Genomic DNA, 14,256 nt, shown 5'->3' on the forward strand with positions numbered 1-14,256 from the left:
CCGCCCTCGACGTATTCCCGGAGGTTCCCCGTGCGTTCCCTCGATGCCGCCCGGTCCGTCTGCGAGCGGTTCCACCCCGGACTGCTCAAGGAGCTGGACCAGATCCCGTACGCCGAGCGGGAGCGGCCCGGCAGCCCGGTGATCGACCTGTTCCGCATCCACGGCGGGGTCGGTCTGCTCATCCCCGAGTCCTACGGCGGCCACGGCGCGTCCCCGCTCGATGCGCTGCGGGTCCAGCTGGCCCTCGGCGCGCTGTCGCCGTCGCTGGTCGCGGCCGTCTCCATGCACCACTTCACGGCCGCCATGCTGTACTCCCTCGCCGTCAAGGACGGGCGGCTCACGCCCGCGCAGACCGAGCTGCTGCACCGGATCGTGCCCGAGCAGCAGGTGATGGCCTCCGGCTGGTCGGAGGGCCGTACCGCGCAGAACATCCTCAAGCCGGCGGTGACCGCGCGCCCCGTGGAGGGCGGGTTCCTGCTGTCCGGGGCGAAGAAGCCGTGCAGCCTGTCCCGTTCGATGAGCCTGCTCACCGCGTCCATCGCCATCCACGGCGAGGACGGCGGCGATCCCGAGCTGGCGCTCGCGATCGTCCCGGCCCGCGCGCCCGGCATGTCCGTGCACCCGTTCTGGGGCAACGACCTGCTGGCCGGTGCGGAGAGCGAAGAGGTCCGGCTGGAGGACGTGTTCGTCCCCGCCGACATGGTCGTGCGGGCGGGCGCCGACGACCCGACCCGGCTGGACGACCTCCAGTCGGCCGGGTTCGTGTGGTTCGAGATGCTGATCTCCGCCGGGTACGCGGGCGGTGCGGCCGCGCTGGTGGAACAGGTGCTGGACCGCAAGCGTGGCCCCGCCGAGGAGCGGGCCGCGCTCGCCGTCGACATGGAGGCCGCGCTGGCCCTGCTGGAGGGCGTGGCCACCGGCACCGGTGCGGAGCCCGGCGACGAGGAGTCGGTGGCGCGGGTGCTGGTCGCCCGGTACGCCGTGCAGAGCGCGCTGCCGGCCATCGTCGGGCGGGCGCTGGAGCTGCTGGGCGGGCTGGAGTTCATCAACAACCCGGCGTCGGCGCAGGGCGCTGCCGCGACGAGGGCGCTGGCCTTTCACCCGCCGTCGCGTATCGGCGCGGCCGAGCCGCTGCTCGCGTATTTCGGCGGGGGGCCGTTGGTTCTGGCCTGAACACCGATCCGGTCCTGGCCGCGTACACCGATCTTTGGAGAGACACGTGACCGTCATGCAGGAGTCTCCGGCGGCGACCGCAGCCGATTCGGAGGCGGAGATCCTCAACCTCTACCGGGCCCACCTCAGCAAGGGCCGGGCCACGCTCGCCGAGTTGTTCGGGAGCCATATGGAGACGGCGTCCGAGGGCGCCTGGCTCACCACCAGTGACGGTGAGCGGTTCCTGAACGCGGGTGGCTACGGAGTGTTCATCATGGGCGCCCGGCACCCGATCGTCATGGAGGAGGTGGAGCGCCAGCTGCGCACCCACCCCACCGCGACCCGCATCCTGCTGGAGCCGACGGTGGCGCGCGCCGCCGAGGCGCTGGTCTCCGTGCTGCCGGAGGGCCTGGACCGCGTGCACTTCGCGCTGTCCGGGGCGGAGGCCGTGGAGACCGGGCTGAAGCTGGCCCGTGCGGGCGGCCGCAAGCGCACCGTCTCGATGCGCGGCGGCTACCACGGCAAGACGCTGGGCGCCCTGTCGGCGACCGCGAAGGACGTCTACCAGGCGCCGTTCCGCCCGCTCGTGCCCGACTTCCAGCACCTGCCGTACGGCGACGCCGACGCCCTGGAGGCCGAGCTGAGGGCCCACCCGGGCGAGGTGTGCGTGATCCTGGAGCCGGTCCAGGGCGAGGGCGGGGTCATCGTCCCGCCGAAGGGCTATCTCAAGCGGGTCGAGCAACTGGTCCGCGAGTACGACGGGTTCCTCATCCTCGACGAGGTGCAGTCCGGGTTCGGGCGGCTCGGCGAGTGGTGGGGCGCCGACATCGACGGCGTCGTCCCGGACGTCCTGCTCACCGGCAAGGCGCTCGGCGGCGGGGTCATGCCGGTCTCGGCGGCCGTCGCCACCCGCAAGGCGTTCCGCCCCTTCGACAAGGACCCCTACGTCCACACCGCCACCTTCTCCGGGCAGCCGGTGCTGATGGCCGCGGTGCAGGGCGCGATCCGGGCCATGAAGGAGGAGCGCCTGGTCACCCGGGCCATGGACCTCGGCTCCCGGCTGCTGCCGCGGATCGCGGAGGTCGCCCGGCGCAACATCCCCGAGCTGGTCGTGGACGTGCGCGGCCGGGGCCTGCTCATCGGTGTGGAGCTGGTCGAGGCGGGCCTCGCCGGCGAGCTGCTGATCGAGCTGTTCAACCACGGCGTGGTCGCCAACCACTCCATGAACGGCAGCTCGGTGGTGCGGTTCACGCCGCCCGCCGTGCTGGACGACACCGACGTGGACTTCCTCGTCAACTCCTTCGACCTGGCCACCCGCGACCTGATCAAGGGCGCGGCCACAATGCCGGAAGGCGGTAACTGATCGTGCGGCACGTCGAACTCGATGCCCTGATACCCGCGGAGCAGGCCGAAACGGTCCTGCACGCCGTACGGCGCTGGGAGAGGTACCCCGACCTCGCGCCCCACGTCAACGCGACCACCGTGCACGCCTCCTACCCCGATCCGCGGGCCTCCTCCAGCTGGGAGCTGCACTTCCGCAGCGGCCTGCTGCGCTGGACCGAGGACGACACGATCGACCCGGCGGCCGGCGAGATCCGCTTCGAGCAGTGCGACGGCGACTTCGACTCCTTCTCCGGGGTCTGGTCCGTGCGGCAGTCCGAGGAGGACGTCACCGTCCGTTTCGACGCCGACTTCGACTTCGGCATCCCGAGCCTGGAGGGCATCCTCGACCCGATCGCCGAGCGGGTCATCAAGGAGACCGTCGCCTGGGCGCTGACCGGGCTGTTCCCGGGCGTGCGCATCCGGGGCGACGTCGAACTGACCACGCCCGCCGCGGTCGGCGCCTAGCACCCGGCGAGGAGCTGACCATGGACCAGGCGAACCCCTTCGAGACCCCGCGCACGTACTCGCTGCACCGCGCCGAGTACCTGGTGGGCCTCGCCGTCACCACCGGCCTGATCGTCTACCACTTCGGCGACATCCGCTGGCTGCCGGCGCTCGGACTGTTCCTCTACATCGACCTGATCGGCTACATCCCGGGCGCCATCGCCTTCCGCAGGAGCGGCGGGCGGCCGATCCCCAAGGCCTACTACGTCCTCTACAACGTCATGCACAGCCTCGTCACACAGGGCGCGGTCGCCGCGCTGTGGTGCTGGCTGGTGAAGCCGGAGTGGGCGCTGCTGGTGCTGCCGTTCCATCTGTTCGGCGACCGCGGTCTGTTCGGCAACTTCATGAAGTCCTTCGCGCTGCCCTTCGAACCGGTGCGCCAGGAGGGCTACTTGAAGCTCCTGGACGAGCTGGGCCTGCCGCACCCGAAGCCGGTCGGGCACGCCATGGACCCGGTGCCGGTCGGACACGTCCCGGCGCGTCCGGTCGTACGCGAGACGGAGGCCGTGCGATGACGACCGTCACGGACGTACGGCGTCCGGTCCGGCAGGATCCGGCCGAGCGCCGCCAGGCCCTTTACCACCTGGCCTCCCCGGTGTCGGTGCTCACCACCGGCCCCGAGGACCGGATGCACGGCACGACGGCCAGCACGGTCACCCTCGTCTCGCGCGCGCCCCTGCTCCTCGGGGTCGTGCTGCGCGCGGGCTCGTCCTTCGCCCGGCTGGCCGCCGCCGAGGGCCGGTTCGCGGTCAACGTGCTCGGCGCCGAACAGGCCGACGTGGCACGGCGGTTCGCGGACAGCGCGCGGCCCGACGGCGACGCCGCCTTCGCCGGCCTGGCCTGGACGGCGGACCGGTACGCGCACGCGCCGCTGATCGCGGGCGCGCTCGCGCACTACGTGTGCCGTTTCCACTCCGCCCACCCGGCGGGCGACGGCGAGCTGCTGCTCGGCCACGTCGTACGCGCCACGGCGGACGACGCGCTCCCCCTGTTCTCCTACGCCGGCGGGCTGTACGCCGGCTCCCTGCGTCCGGCGAAGGAGGCCGTCGCCCCATGACCGCACCCGTAGCTCCCGAGGCCGACTGGGACAAGGCGCCCGGTCTGCTGGACGGCGCGAAGGAACTCACCCTCGGCCCCGAGGAGTGCGACCTCGCCTACTGGATCACCTCCGTCGCCCAGGGCACCCTGCGCGACCGCGGGGCGAGTGGCCACCACGCGAACGCGCTCACGCCCGACTTCCTGAAGGCGCCCGGCCCGCTGCGCGAGGCCCTGGTGCTGGAGTTCGGCTTCCGGGCCCTGGCGGAGGAGCTGGCCACCCGGCTGCTCGGCCACTACGTCTCCATCGCGCCCGGCATCCCCGAAATGGAGTTCTACGCCACCCAGTTGCTCGACGAGGCCCGCCACGCGCGCGTCTTCCGGCAGCACCTGGTGGAACTGGGCATCCCGCAGAAGACCCTGCTGAAGGACATCGAGGAGATGGCCCGGGACTACCGCAAGCGGGTCCTGGACCCGGTGGTGGACTTCACCCTGGACATCGTCCGCGACCGGGCCGACTTCCCCGGCGGGGTGGGCGTGTTCGCCATCATCATCGAGGGCGTGCTCGCCCCGGCCGCCGAGCTGAGCGAGCGCAAGTGGACCCCGCTGTCCCCCGCGACCGGCGAGATCTCGCGCGGCACCGCCATCGACGAGATCCGGCATCTGACCGTGGCCAGCACCATCCTGCGCGACCACGTCGCCCAACACCCCGAGTACCGGCCGCGGTTGCTGGAGATCCTGCGCTCGGGCGTGAAGCTGTGGGACGAGATCCCGGACCGGGAGTTCGTCATCCACCGCGAGGAGCTGTTCCAGCAGGGCATGCACGAGCACGCGGACCTGATCGGCGACTACGAGATCTGGCCGGGCGTGCGGCTGCTCGACACCACCGCCGTGCAGCGCTACGACATGGCCGAGCGGTGGACCGACGAGATGGCCGAGGTCCGCATGGCCTACATGGGCCTGCCCGTCGAGGTCCTCGCCTCGGAGAACGCCGGGAGCCCGGAGAGCGGCGCATGAGCGCCGGGCGGGCCGCGGTCGTCGCGGGCATCGGGTCGTACGTCCCGCCCAACCTGGTGACCAACGACGACCTGACGGCCCGGCTGGACACCTCCGACGCCTGGATCCGCTCCCGCACCGGGATCGCCGAGCGGTACGTCGTCTCGCCGGGCACCTCCACCGGCGATCTGGCGGTGGAGGCGGGCCTGCGGGCGCTGAAGTCGGCCGGGGACGAGCGGGTCGGGGCGGTGGTGCTGGCCACCACCACCCCGGACCAGCCCTGCCCGGGGACCGCGCCGCAGGTGGCCGCGCGCCTCGGCCTCGGCCAGGTGCCGGCGTTCGACGTGGCGGCCGTCTGCTCCGGCTTCCTGTACGGCCTCGCCTCGGCCGCCGGGCTGATCGCGGCCGGGATCGCGGACAGCGTGCTGCTGATCGCGGCCGACGCCTTCACGACGATCATCAACCCGGCCGACCGCACGACCGCGGTCATCTTCGCGGACGGCGCGGGCGCGGTGGTGCTGCGGGCCGGCTCGGCCACCGAGCGCGGGGCGATCGGCCCGCTGGTGCTCGGCAGCGACGGCGAGCTGAGCCATCTGATCGCGGTACCGGCGGGCGGCTCGCGGCAGCGGTCGAGCGACCGGCCCGTGGCCCCGGAGGACCACTACTTCCAGATGCTCGGCCGGGACACCTACCGGCACGCGGTGGAGCGGATGACCGCCGCATCCGCCGAGGCCGCCGAGCGGGCCGGCTGGTCCCTCGACGACGTCGACCGGTTCGCGGCCCACCAGGCCAACGCCCGGATCCTGGACGCCGTCTCGGACCGGCTCGGCATCCCTCAGGAGCGGCGGCTGAGCAACATCGCCCGGGTCGGCAACACCGGCGCCGCGTCCCTGCCGCTGCTGCTCGCCGAGGCCACCGCGGACGGCACGCTCCGGGCCGGCCACCGGGTGCTGCTCACCGCGTTCGGGGGCGGCCTGTCCTGGGGGGCGGCGACCGTCGACTGGCCGGAGCTGCAAACCATCTGACCACCTGTCAGCCCCACCTTTCCTACCTTTCGAAAGGAACAGTCATGACCGTCATGCTGGAGCAGCTCAAGGACATCCTGTCCAACAAACTGAAGGTGTCGCCCGAGGCCATCACCCCGGAGGCCACCCGGGAGGACATCGAGCTGGACTCGCTGGCCGTGGTGGAGCTGTCGCTGCTGCTGAAGTCCGAGCTGGACCTGGACATCAGCGACGACGACCTCCTGGAGGCCGAGACCGTAGCGGACATGGTCCGGCTGATGGAGGAGCGGAGCGCGAAGGTCTGATGGCCGGTATGGACATCGCCGTCACCGGGCTCGGCCTGGTCACCCCGGGCGGGATCGGGGTCGGGCCGAGCTGGGCGGCGGTCTGCGACGGCAGGCCGGCCGCCGCCCTGGATCCGGTACTGGCGGACAATCCCGTACAGATCTCCTGCCGGGTGCCCGGCTTCGACCCCGAGATCCTGCTGAGCGCGCGGCGCGCGCACCGACTCGACCGGTTCGTGCAGTTCGCGCTGGTCGCCGCGCACGAGGCGGTGGCCGACGCGGGGCTGGACCCGCAGACCTGGGACGGCGCGCGGGTGGGTGTGGTGCTGGGCTGCGCCGACGGCGGTCCGGGCACGGTCGAGGACCAGCACCAGGTGCTGCGCGAGCAGGGCGCCGACCGGGTGTCGCCGCTGCTGCTGCCCATGCAGCTGCCGAACATGCTGGCCGGTCAGACGGCCATCGAGTTCGGGGCCACGGGTCCGAACCTGGTGGTGGCCACCGCGTGCGCGTCCGGCGCGACGGCCATCGGCACGGCGCGGGACCTGCTGGCGCTCGGCCGCTGCGACATCGTGCTCGCCGGGGGCAGCGAGGCCATGGTCACCCCGCTGGTCATGGCCGGTTTCGCCCAGATGGGCGCGCTGTCGAAGCGGCACGACGACCCCGCGTCCGCGTCCCGGCCGTTCGACTCCGACCGGGACGGGTTCGTCGCGGGCGAGGGCGCCGGGATCCTCGTGATGGAGCGGGTGGCCGACGCCCGTGCCCGTGGCGCCCATGTGCACGGCCGGATCATCGGCTACGGCGCGACGGCGGACGCGCACCACATGACGTCGCCGCATCCCGACGGCGCCGGCATCGAGGCGGCGGTGCGGGCGGCACTCGCGGACGCGGGCGCCGACCCGGACGACGTGCAGCACGTGAACGCCCACGGCACGTCGACGCCGCTCAACGACCTGTCCGAGGCCCGCATGATCCAGCGGACCCTGCGCGGGGATCCGCTGGTCACCTCCACGAAGGGGGTGACCGGGCACCTGCTGGGCGCCGCGGGGGCGGTCGAGGCCGCGTTCGCCGTGCTCAGCGTGGAGCACGAACTCATTCCGCCCGTCGCCAACTTGGTCATGCCCGATCCCCGGATCGAGATCAAGCTGGCCCAGACCCTGACCGAGATGCCGATCGACCTGGCGCTGAGCACCTCTCTGGGTTTCGGCGGGCAGAACACGGCACTGGCGATCGCCCCTGCCTGAGCCCGCCCCACGACAGCCGTCCGTAGCGAAGCTTCCGCGGGCGGCTGTTCCCCGTTCTCCGCGTTCTCCCGTTCTCCCCCGTCCTGCTCTGGAGACCCCATGTCCACCACCATGTCCACCAACGGCTCCCCCGCCCCGCCCGGACGGCTCGGCACCGGGCACATCCTCTTCCTCATCGTCGCGGCCGCCGCCCCGCTGTCCGCGATGGTCGGTACCGTGCCGCTCGCGTTCGCCTTCGGCGACGGGCCGGGCGTGCCGGCGGCGTTCCTGTTCGCCGGGGTCACCCTGCTGTGCTTCTCGGTGGGGTACGCGGTCAGCGCCCGGCGCACCGGCGGCTCCGGCGGCTTCTACGCCTCGGTCGCCGACGGACTCGGGCGCCCGCCCGCCGTCGCGGCCGGGTACGTGGCGCTGCTGTCGTACAACTGCGCCACCGTCGGGCTCGCCGGAGCGCTCGGCTACTTCACCCAACTGGTCCTCGCCGCCCACGGGTTGACGGTCTCCTGGGAGTGGTGCGCGGCCGTCGGGCTGGCGCTGACCGCGGTACTCGGGTACCGGGAGATCGCACTCAGCGCCCGGGTGCTGGCCCTGCTGATGCTGGGCGAGATCGGTGTGCTGGCCGCGCTGGACATCGCGATCCTCGCCCGGCACGGGCTGCACGCCCTGCCCGCCGCCTCGTTCTCGCCGCATGTCGCGGCCGGGCACGGGGCCGGGGTCTCGCTGATGTTCGCGTTCGTCTCCTTCATCGGCTTCGAGTCGGCGGCCCTGTACGGCAAGGAGGCGAAGGACCCGCGGCGCAGCGTGCCCCGGGCCACCTACGCGGCCGTCGTGCTGATCGCCGGCTTCTACGCGCTGACCAGCTGGCTGGCGGTGGGCGCGGTCGGCACCGGGCGGGTGCGGGAGGTCGCGGGCAAGGAGATGGGCGACCTGTTCTTCTCCCTCGGTGACGACTTCCTCGGCAAGGCCGGCAGCACCGGGCTCCAGGTGCTGCTGTGCACCAGCCTGTTCGCGGCGACGCTGGCCCTGCACAGCGCCGCCAACCGGTACACCCAGGTCCTCGCCGAGGACGGGCTGCTGCCCGGCGCCCTCGCCGCCGAGCATCGAAGGCACCGCTCCCCGCACCGGGCGAGCCTCGCGCAGAGCGCGCTGACCGCGGTGGTCGTGGGCGCCTTCGCCGTCGCCGGGCTCGACCCGTACGCCGACCTGACGACCAGCATGCTCGGTCTCGGCACCCTCGGCATCGTCGCCCTCCAGGCGCTGGCCGCGCTGTCCGTGCTGGGCCTGCGGGTGCGCGGCGAGGGGGAGGGGCACTGGTGGCGGACGGCGCTCGCCCCGCTGCTCGGCTTCGCCGGGCTCGCCGCCTCGGTGTGGCTGGTCGTCGGCAACTTCGACATGCTCACCGGGTCACCGTCCCGGGTGATCGCCGCCCTGCCCTGGCTGCTGCCGCTGGTCGCGCTCGGCGGGCTGGCGTACGCCGCCCGGCTGCGCGCCGCGCACCCGCTGCGCTACCGCCGGCTCGGCACCCGGCACCTCGACTCCCCCGCCTCCGCACCCTCCCCCGCCCTGACAGGAGACCGTCATGCATGACGCGCACGAGCTGATCGAGGCGGGCCCCGACGCCGTACGGCGCCTGGCCCGCCGCCGCTACGACCTCGACGTGGCCGCCCTGAGCGACGCCCTGCGCGCCCGCACCGCGACCCAGGCCGAGGTCAACCGGCTGCGCACCGAGCTGAACCGCACGGCCAAGGCCCGCCGCTCCGGCCCGCCCACCGAGGCCGAGAAGGAGGCGGCGCGGGCGCTGCGGGCCGAGGTGCAGCAGGCGGAGACCGCCGCCCGCAGGGCCGCGGGCGCGCTGTGCGAGCTGCTGCTGTCCATCCCCAACCTGCCGCTGGACTCGGTGCCGGACGGCGACTCCGAGAAGCAGGCCGTGGAGATACGGCGCGGCGGGCCCGCACCGCGTCCGGTGGCGGGGGCCCGCCATCACGCCGAGATCGGCGAGGCGCTCGGCATCCTCGACTCGCCCGCGGCCGCGAAGCTCTCCGGCGCCCGGTTCAGTGTGGCCCGGGGCGCGGGGGCGCGGCTGGAGCGGGCCCTCGGCGACTTCTTCCTGGACCTGCACACCCGTGAGCACGGCTACACCGAGCAGTCCGTGCCGTTCCTGGTCGGGCGCGACGCCATGACCGGCACCGGCCAACTGCCCAAGTTCGAGGAGGACTTGTTCCGCACCCAGGTCGGCGAGCGGGAGCTGTTCCTGATCCCGACGGCGGAGGTGCCGCTGACCAACCTGGTGGCCGGCGAGCTGCTGGACGCCCGCGGCCTGCCGTACGCCTTCACCGCCCGCACCCCCTGCTTCCGCGCGGAGGCGGGGGCGTACGGCCGGGACACCCGGGGTGTGCTCAGGCTGCACCAGTTCGAGAAGGTGGAACTGGTCCGGATCTGCGCGCCGGAGCAGGCGCAGGAGCAGCTGGAGCTGATGGTCGCGCAGGCCGAGGAGTGCCTGCGCCGACTCGAACTGTCCTTCCGCACCGTGCTGTTGCCCGCGGGTGACATGGGCTTCTCGGCGCGGATGACGTACGACATCGAGGTGTGGCTGCCGGGCGGCGGCGCCTACCGGGAGATCTCCTCCGTCTCCGACTGCGGCACCTTCCAGGCCCGCCGGGCCGACATCCGCGTCAAGCGGGCCGACGGCCGCAAGTCGCCAGCGGCCACCCTGAACGGTTCGGCCCTGCCGATCGGCCGCACGGTGGCCGCGCTGCTGGAGCAGGGGCAGCGGGAGGACGGCTCGGTGGTGCTGCCGGAGGCGCTGGTGGCGTACACCGGGTTCCGGCGCATCCTGCCGGGCGGGACGACCGAGTAGCGCACATCGAGAAGCAGAGGGGGCGGGAGTCGAAAGCGACTCCCGCCCCCTTCGGCGTGCGGTGCTCACGCGCCCGTCATGTGCACTCCGCCGTCGACGTGGACGATCTCGCCGGTGGTGCGCGGGAAGAAGTCCGACAGCAGGGCGACGACCCCGCGGGCGGCCGGGCCGGGGTCGGTGAGGTCCCAGCCGGCCGGGGCGCGGCCGGTGGTCCAGACGTCGGCCAGCTCGGCGAAGCCGGGGATGGACCTGGCGGCCATGGAGCGCAGGGGGCCGGCCGCGACCAGGTTGCAGCGGATGCCGCGGCCGCCGAGGTCACGGGCGAGATAGCGGCTGGTGGACTCCAGGGCGGCCTTCGCCACGCCCATCCAGTCGTAGTGCGGCCAGGCCACGCCCGCGTCGAAGGTGAGGCCGACGACCGCACCGCCGCGCCGCTCCAGCAGGGGCAGACAGGCGGTGGTGAGGGACTTCAGGGAGTACGCCGAGACCTGCACGGCCGTCGCGACGTCGGCCCAGGTGCCGTCCAGGAAGGAGAAGGCGCCCGGGGGCCCGTAGGCGATGGAGTGGACGACGCCGTCGAGGCGGTCGGTGTGCGCGCCGATCCGCTCGGCGAGGGTGTCGAGGTGGTCCTGGTCGGTGACGTCCAGCTCGATGACCGGGGCGGGTCTCGGCAGCTTGTCCGCGAACCGCTCGATCAGGGAGAGCCGGCCGAAGCCGGTGAGCAGCACCTCGGCGCCCTCCTCCTGGGCGATGCGGGCCACATGGAAGGCGATGGAGGCGTCCGTGACCATGCCGGTCACCAGGACGCGCTTGCCGGCGAGCAGTCCGCTCACGCCACCGACACCCCCTCGGGCAGCTCCGCGACCAGCGGCGAGTCGTGGTCCTGGGGGCCGATCGCGCTGCCGCCGCCGGGCGAGCCGAGACCCGCGAAGAAGGCGGCGTTGGAGGCCGCGTGGTCGCCGCCCCACTCCGCGGGCACGTCGTCCTCGAAGTAGATGGCGTCGACGGGGCAGACCGGTTCGCAGGCCCCGCAGTCCACGCATTCGTCCGGGTGGATGTAGAGGGCGCGGCGGCCTTCGTAGATGCAGTCGACGGGGCATTCGTCGATGCAGGAGCGGTCCTTGACGTCGACGCAGGGCAGTCCGATGACGTAGGCCATGCTCAACTCCTTGTCCAGAAAGGTCGGTTCAGTCGACGGGGGTGCCGGTGGTGCGTTCGCCGAGGGTCAGCACGGTGAGGGCGAGGACGGCCATGGCGGCGGCGATGACGCCGAACAGCGCGCCGGGGCCGTGGGCGTCGAGGACCGGCAGCAGGGCGAACGGCAGGGCGCCGGCGCTGAGTTTGGACAGCGAGTAGGCGGCGCCGGCGGCGGTGGCCCGGATCGAGGTCGGGTACTGCTCGGACAGATAGACGTGCGAGACGCTGGAGAAGACGTTGCTGAACAGGGTGTAGGCGAATCCGCAGACCACCACCAGGGCGGCCGAGCCCGCACAGGCGAAGCCGAGTCCGGCCACCACCATCGCGGCCGACGACAGGGCGATCAGGGTGCGCCGCTCGACCCGGTCCACGACGGGCAGGGCGAGCGCCGAGCCCACGGGGTACCCGAGGAAGGACAACGCCGTGAACCCGAGCCCGGCGACGATGCCGTACCCCTTGGCGGCGACGATCTGCGGCGCGAGCGTCCCGAAGCCGTAGTACCCGACGACCGAGAGCACGGAGAAGAGCCAGAGGACGAGGGTGCGCCGTCGCAGACCCGGCCGCAGGACGTCCCGGAAAGCGGCCGCGTGCGCGGGGGGCCCGGGCCGCGTCTCGGGTGGGGTGAGGAGCAGGCCGCGGCCGGCCGCCTCCGCCTCCATGCGCGACACCAGCCGCTCCGCCTCGGCGGCGCGGCCGTTCACCGCGAGCCACCGCGGCGACTCGATCAGCCCCCGCCGCAGCAGCCACACCACGGCGGAGCCGAGCGCGCCGAGCACGAACAGCCAGCGCCAGCCCGCCACGCCGAGCGGGGTGCGCGGGACCAGCCACAGCGCGGCGAAGCCCACCGCGGGGACGCCGCAGAAGGCGAGCGTGTAGGCGCCGGAGATGAACCGGCCGCGCCGGCCGGCGGGCAGGACGTCGGCCAGGTAGCAGTCGGACAGGGCCTGTTCGGCGCCGATGCCGAGGCCGGCGAGGAAGCGGGTGCCGATCAGCCACGCGGCGTTCGGGGCGAGCGCGCCGAGCAGCGAGAACGCCGAGTAGAGGGCGAGGTTGACGAGGAAGGCCCGGCGCCGGCCGAATCGGTCGGCGATCCGGCCGAGCGTCAGGGAACCGAGGAACTGGCCGAGGAATCCGGAGGCCAGCACGAGCTTGAGCGAGGTCGCGCCGAAGCCGAAGTCGCTCTGCAGGACCTTGCCGAGGGTGCCGGAGAGATTGTTCTCGAAGGTGTCGAAGAACAGGCCGACACCGATGACGGCCGTGAGTCTGCGGTGCAGCGGGAGGATCGGCAGCCGGTCCAGCCGGGCGCCGATCGGGGCGGGAGCGGTGACACCGCCCGCCGCCGCGGTGGTCTGGGACATGGATCGTGCTCCTTGGGGCGGGCGGACGTCGGGACGGCTCGGCGGGCGCGGGCCGGGGCTCAGGCGACCCGGGCGGCCTCGGCCGCCGCTGCCTGGCGGCGGATCTGCTCCGCGACGTCGCCGCGTCGCACGGGCGCGCTGACCTCGTGCAGATAGGAGGCGACCTCGCGGTACGAGGCCCAGAACCCGACCTCGTGGTATGGCACCCCGCGCTCGGCGCAGTACTGCATGGTGAGTTCGCGGGCGCGCGGCAGGCTCTTCTGCGGCATGGCCGGGAACAGGTGGTGCTCGACCTGGTAGTTGAGGCCGCCGTAGAGGAAGTCGACGAGCAGGCTGGGCCGGATGTTGCGGGAGGTGAGGACCTGGCGCTCCAGCCAGTCCAGGGTCTCCTCCTCGCCGTCGCGGATCTGCATGCCCTTGTGGTTGGGGGCGAAGATCATCCCGAAGTAGACGCCGAGGGCGGCGTGCTGGACGACGACGAACGCGACCGCGAGCGCCGGGGACAGGACGGTGAGGACGAGGCCGAGGTAGACGGCGGTGCGCAGCAGGATCAGGAAGGTCTCCAGCGCGGGCCGCTTGGTCTTGCCCTGGGCGATGGACAGGACGGCCGTCTTCAGCATCTTGAAGCCTTCGAGCACGAGCAGCACGAAGAACAGCACGCTCTGGTAGCGCACGACGAGCTTCTGGGTGCCCTTGCGGGAGGGGTACTGCTTGATGTCGAAGATGGCGGTGCGCCGGCCGATGTCCGGGTCCATGTCCAGGTGGTTGGGGTTGGAGTGGTGCCGGTTGTGGTGGTTGACCCACCAGCCGTAGCTGACCCCGTTGACCAGGTTGGCGTGCACGTAGCCGACCGCGGAGGCGGCCTTCTTGCTGCGGAACATCGCCTTGTGGCCGGCGTCGTGCCACATGAACGCCGACTGGCCGCCGCACAGGCCCATCCACAGGGCCGTGGCGAGCTGCCACCAGGAGTCGCCCAGTGCGAAGAAGGCGGCGAACCCGATCAGCAGCAGGAGGGTGTTGAGGGCGAGCTTGCCCACGTAGTAGCGCGGGTCGAGGTCGAGCAGTCCCTCGGCCTTGACCCGTTTGAGCAGTTCGGCGAAGGTCGCCGAGGCGCCGGGGCGGGCTGTGGCCGCGGAGGCGGGGGCCCCGGCCGTCTGTATGTGCGGACGCTGCATGCGTTGCTCTCCTTGGGAGAAGTGCCCGGATCGGGCGGCGGCGCCGCGGCCGGGCGGAGCTGCGGGCGCCGCG

The 14,256-nt window shown here is 72.9% G+C and carries 15 protein-coding genes; 11 read left to right on the top strand and 4 right to left on the bottom strand.

Translation table 11 applies throughout. From position 1 onward, the window contains the following. Nucleotides 1-30: 30 nt before the first annotated feature. From ACFC8N_RS05845 to serS, 11 genes are all read left to right on the top strand, one after another. Nucleotides 31-1,173 carry an acyl-CoA dehydrogenase family protein gene (locus ACFC8N_RS05845; RefSeq protein WP_356021643.1) on the top strand — a complete coding sequence of 381 codons (1,143 nt, stop codon included), beginning with the start codon at nucleotides 31-33 and terminating at the stop codon, nucleotides 1,171-1,173. A gap of 46 nt (nucleotides 1,174-1,219) precedes the next feature. Further along, nucleotides 1,220-2,515 carry an aspartate aminotransferase family protein gene (locus ACFC8N_RS05850; protein WP_356021641.1) on the top strand — a complete coding sequence of 432 codons (1,296 nt, stop codon included), beginning with the start codon at nucleotides 1,220-1,222 and terminating at the stop codon, nucleotides 2,513-2,515. Nucleotides 2,516-2,517: 2 nt separating this feature from the next. Continuing rightward, nucleotides 2,518-3,000: a type II toxin-antitoxin system RatA family toxin gene (locus ACFC8N_RS05855; RefSeq protein ID WP_376286789.1), complete on the top strand. Its 483-nt coding sequence runs from the start codon at nucleotides 2,518-2,520 to the stop codon at nucleotides 2,998-3,000. Nucleotides 3,001-3,020: 20 nt separating this feature from the next. Beyond that, nucleotides 3,021-3,554 carry a hypothetical protein gene (locus ACFC8N_RS05860; RefSeq protein ID WP_356021637.1) on the top strand — a complete coding sequence of 178 codons (534 nt, stop codon included), beginning with the start codon at nucleotides 3,021-3,023 and terminating at the stop codon, nucleotides 3,552-3,554. Then, nucleotides 3,551-4,096: a flavin reductase family protein gene (locus ACFC8N_RS05865; protein WP_356021635.1), complete on the top strand. Its 546-nt coding sequence runs from the start codon at nucleotides 3,551-3,553 to the stop codon at nucleotides 4,094-4,096. Before ACFC8N_RS05860 ends, ACFC8N_RS05865 begins: the two co-directional genes overlap by 4 nt. Continuing rightward, the gene (locus ACFC8N_RS05870; RefSeq protein ID WP_376286793.1) at nucleotides 4,093-5,091 is read left to right on the top strand and encodes a VlmB-like protein; all 999 of its coding nucleotides are present in this window, start codon (nucleotides 4,093-4,095) and stop codon (nucleotides 5,089-5,091) included. Before ACFC8N_RS05865 ends, ACFC8N_RS05870 begins: the two co-directional genes overlap by 4 nt. After that, the gene (locus tag ACFC8N_RS05875; RefSeq protein ID WP_356021631.1) at nucleotides 5,088-6,095 is read left to right on the top strand and encodes a beta-ketoacyl-ACP synthase III; all 1,008 of its coding nucleotides are present in this window, start codon (nucleotides 5,088-5,090) and stop codon (nucleotides 6,093-6,095) included. Before ACFC8N_RS05870 ends, ACFC8N_RS05875 begins: the two co-directional genes overlap by 4 nt. A 44-nt stretch (nucleotides 6,096-6,139) precedes the next feature. Beyond that, nucleotides 6,140-6,379 carry a phosphopantetheine-binding protein gene (locus ACFC8N_RS05880; protein ID WP_376286796.1) on the top strand — a complete coding sequence of 80 codons (240 nt, stop codon included), beginning with the start codon at nucleotides 6,140-6,142 and terminating at the stop codon, nucleotides 6,377-6,379. Then, a complete protein-coding gene (locus ACFC8N_RS05885; protein WP_071374140.1) occupies nucleotides 6,379-7,599 on the top strand; it encodes a beta-ketoacyl synthase in 1,221 nt (406 codons plus the stop codon). Before ACFC8N_RS05880 ends, ACFC8N_RS05885 begins: the two co-directional genes overlap by 1 nt. 99 nt (nucleotides 7,600-7,698) lie before the next feature. Continuing rightward, nucleotides 7,699-9,183: an APC family permease gene (locus ACFC8N_RS05890; protein ID WP_376286800.1), complete on the top strand. Its 1,485-nt coding sequence runs from the start codon at nucleotides 7,699-7,701 to the stop codon at nucleotides 9,181-9,183. Further along, complete coding sequence (gene serS / locus ACFC8N_RS05895; protein ID WP_356021627.1) at nucleotides 9,176-10,453, top strand: serine--tRNA ligase; 1,278 nt, start codon at nucleotides 9,176-9,178, stop codon at nucleotides 10,451-10,453. Before ACFC8N_RS05890 ends, serS begins: the two co-directional genes overlap by 8 nt. 65 nt (nucleotides 10,454-10,518) lie before the next feature. Here the strand turns inward: serS and fabI are convergent, their stop codons facing one another. Genes fabI through ACFC8N_RS05915 form a run of 4 tightly spaced genes read right to left on the bottom strand, consistent with a single transcriptional unit; the run spans nucleotide 10,519 to nucleotide 14,183 of the window. Next, complete coding sequence (gene fabI, locus ACFC8N_RS05900) at nucleotides 10,519-11,286, bottom strand: enoyl-ACP reductase FabI (protein ID WP_362821622.1); 768 nt, start codon at nucleotides 11,284-11,286, stop codon at nucleotides 10,519-10,521. Beyond that, entirely contained in the window at nucleotides 11,283-11,612 is a 330-nt protein-coding gene (fdxA, locus tag ACFC8N_RS05905; protein WP_356021623.1) for a ferredoxin, read from the bottom strand. Before fdxA ends, fabI begins: the two co-directional genes overlap by 4 nt. 28 nt (nucleotides 11,613-11,640) lie before the next feature. Continuing rightward, nucleotides 11,641-13,008: an MFS transporter gene (locus tag ACFC8N_RS05910; RefSeq protein WP_356021621.1), complete on the bottom strand. Its 1,368-nt coding sequence runs from the start codon at nucleotides 13,006-13,008 to the stop codon at nucleotides 11,641-11,643. Nucleotides 13,009-13,067: 59 nt separating this feature from the next. Further along, entirely contained in the window at nucleotides 13,068-14,183 is a 1,116-nt protein-coding gene (locus ACFC8N_RS05915; protein ID WP_356021619.1) for an acyl-CoA desaturase, read from the bottom strand. Nucleotides 14,184-14,256 lie beyond the last annotated feature (73 nt).

The sequence above is a fragment of the Streptomyces sp. NPDC055966 genome (assembly GCF_042269865.1).
GTDB lineage: Bacteria > Actinomycetota > Actinomycetes > Streptomycetales > Streptomycetaceae > Streptomyces.

What these genes read in the sequence shown, in the direction of transcription:
- ACFC8N_RS05860 (WP_356021637.1), top strand. Translation starts at nt 3,021, where the DNA reads ATGGACCAGGCGAACCCCTTCGAGACCCCGCGCACGTACTCGCTGCAC.
- ACFC8N_RS05865 (WP_356021635.1), top strand. Translation starts at nt 3,551, where the DNA reads ATGACGACCGTCACGGACGTACGGCGTCCGGTCCGGCAGGATCCGGCC.
- ACFC8N_RS05870 (WP_376286793.1), top strand. Translation starts at nt 4,093, where the DNA reads ATGACCGCACCCGTAGCTCCCGAGGCCGACTGGGACAAGGCGCCCGGT.
- ACFC8N_RS05875 (WP_356021631.1), top strand. Translation starts at nt 5,088, where the DNA reads ATGAGCGCCGGGCGGGCCGCGGTCGTCGCGGGCATCGGGTCGTACGTC.
- ACFC8N_RS05880 (WP_376286796.1), top strand. Translation starts at nt 6,140, where the DNA reads ATGACCGTCATGCTGGAGCAGCTCAAGGACATCCTGTCCAACAAACTG.
- ACFC8N_RS05885 (WP_071374140.1), top strand. Translation starts at nt 6,379, where the DNA reads ATGGCCGGTATGGACATCGCCGTCACCGGGCTCGGCCTGGTCACCCCG.
- ACFC8N_RS05890 (WP_376286800.1), top strand. Translation starts at nt 7,699, where the DNA reads ATGTCCACCACCATGTCCACCAACGGCTCCCCCGCCCCGCCCGGACGG.
- serS (WP_356021627.1), top strand. Translation starts at nt 9,176, where the DNA reads ATGCATGACGCGCACGAGCTGATCGAGGCGGGCCCCGACGCCGTACGG.
- fdxA (WP_356021623.1), bottom strand. Translation starts at nt 11,612, where the DNA reads ATGGCCTACGTCATCGGACTGCCCTGCGTCGACGTCAAGGACCGCTCC.
- ACFC8N_RS05910 (WP_356021621.1), bottom strand. Translation starts at nt 13,008, where the DNA reads ATGTCCCAGACCACCGCGGCGGCGGGCGGTGTCACCGCTCCCGCCCCG.
- ACFC8N_RS05915 (WP_356021619.1), bottom strand. Translation starts at nt 14,183, where the DNA reads ATGCAGCGTCCGCACATACAGACGGCCGGGGCCCCCGCCTCCGCGGCC.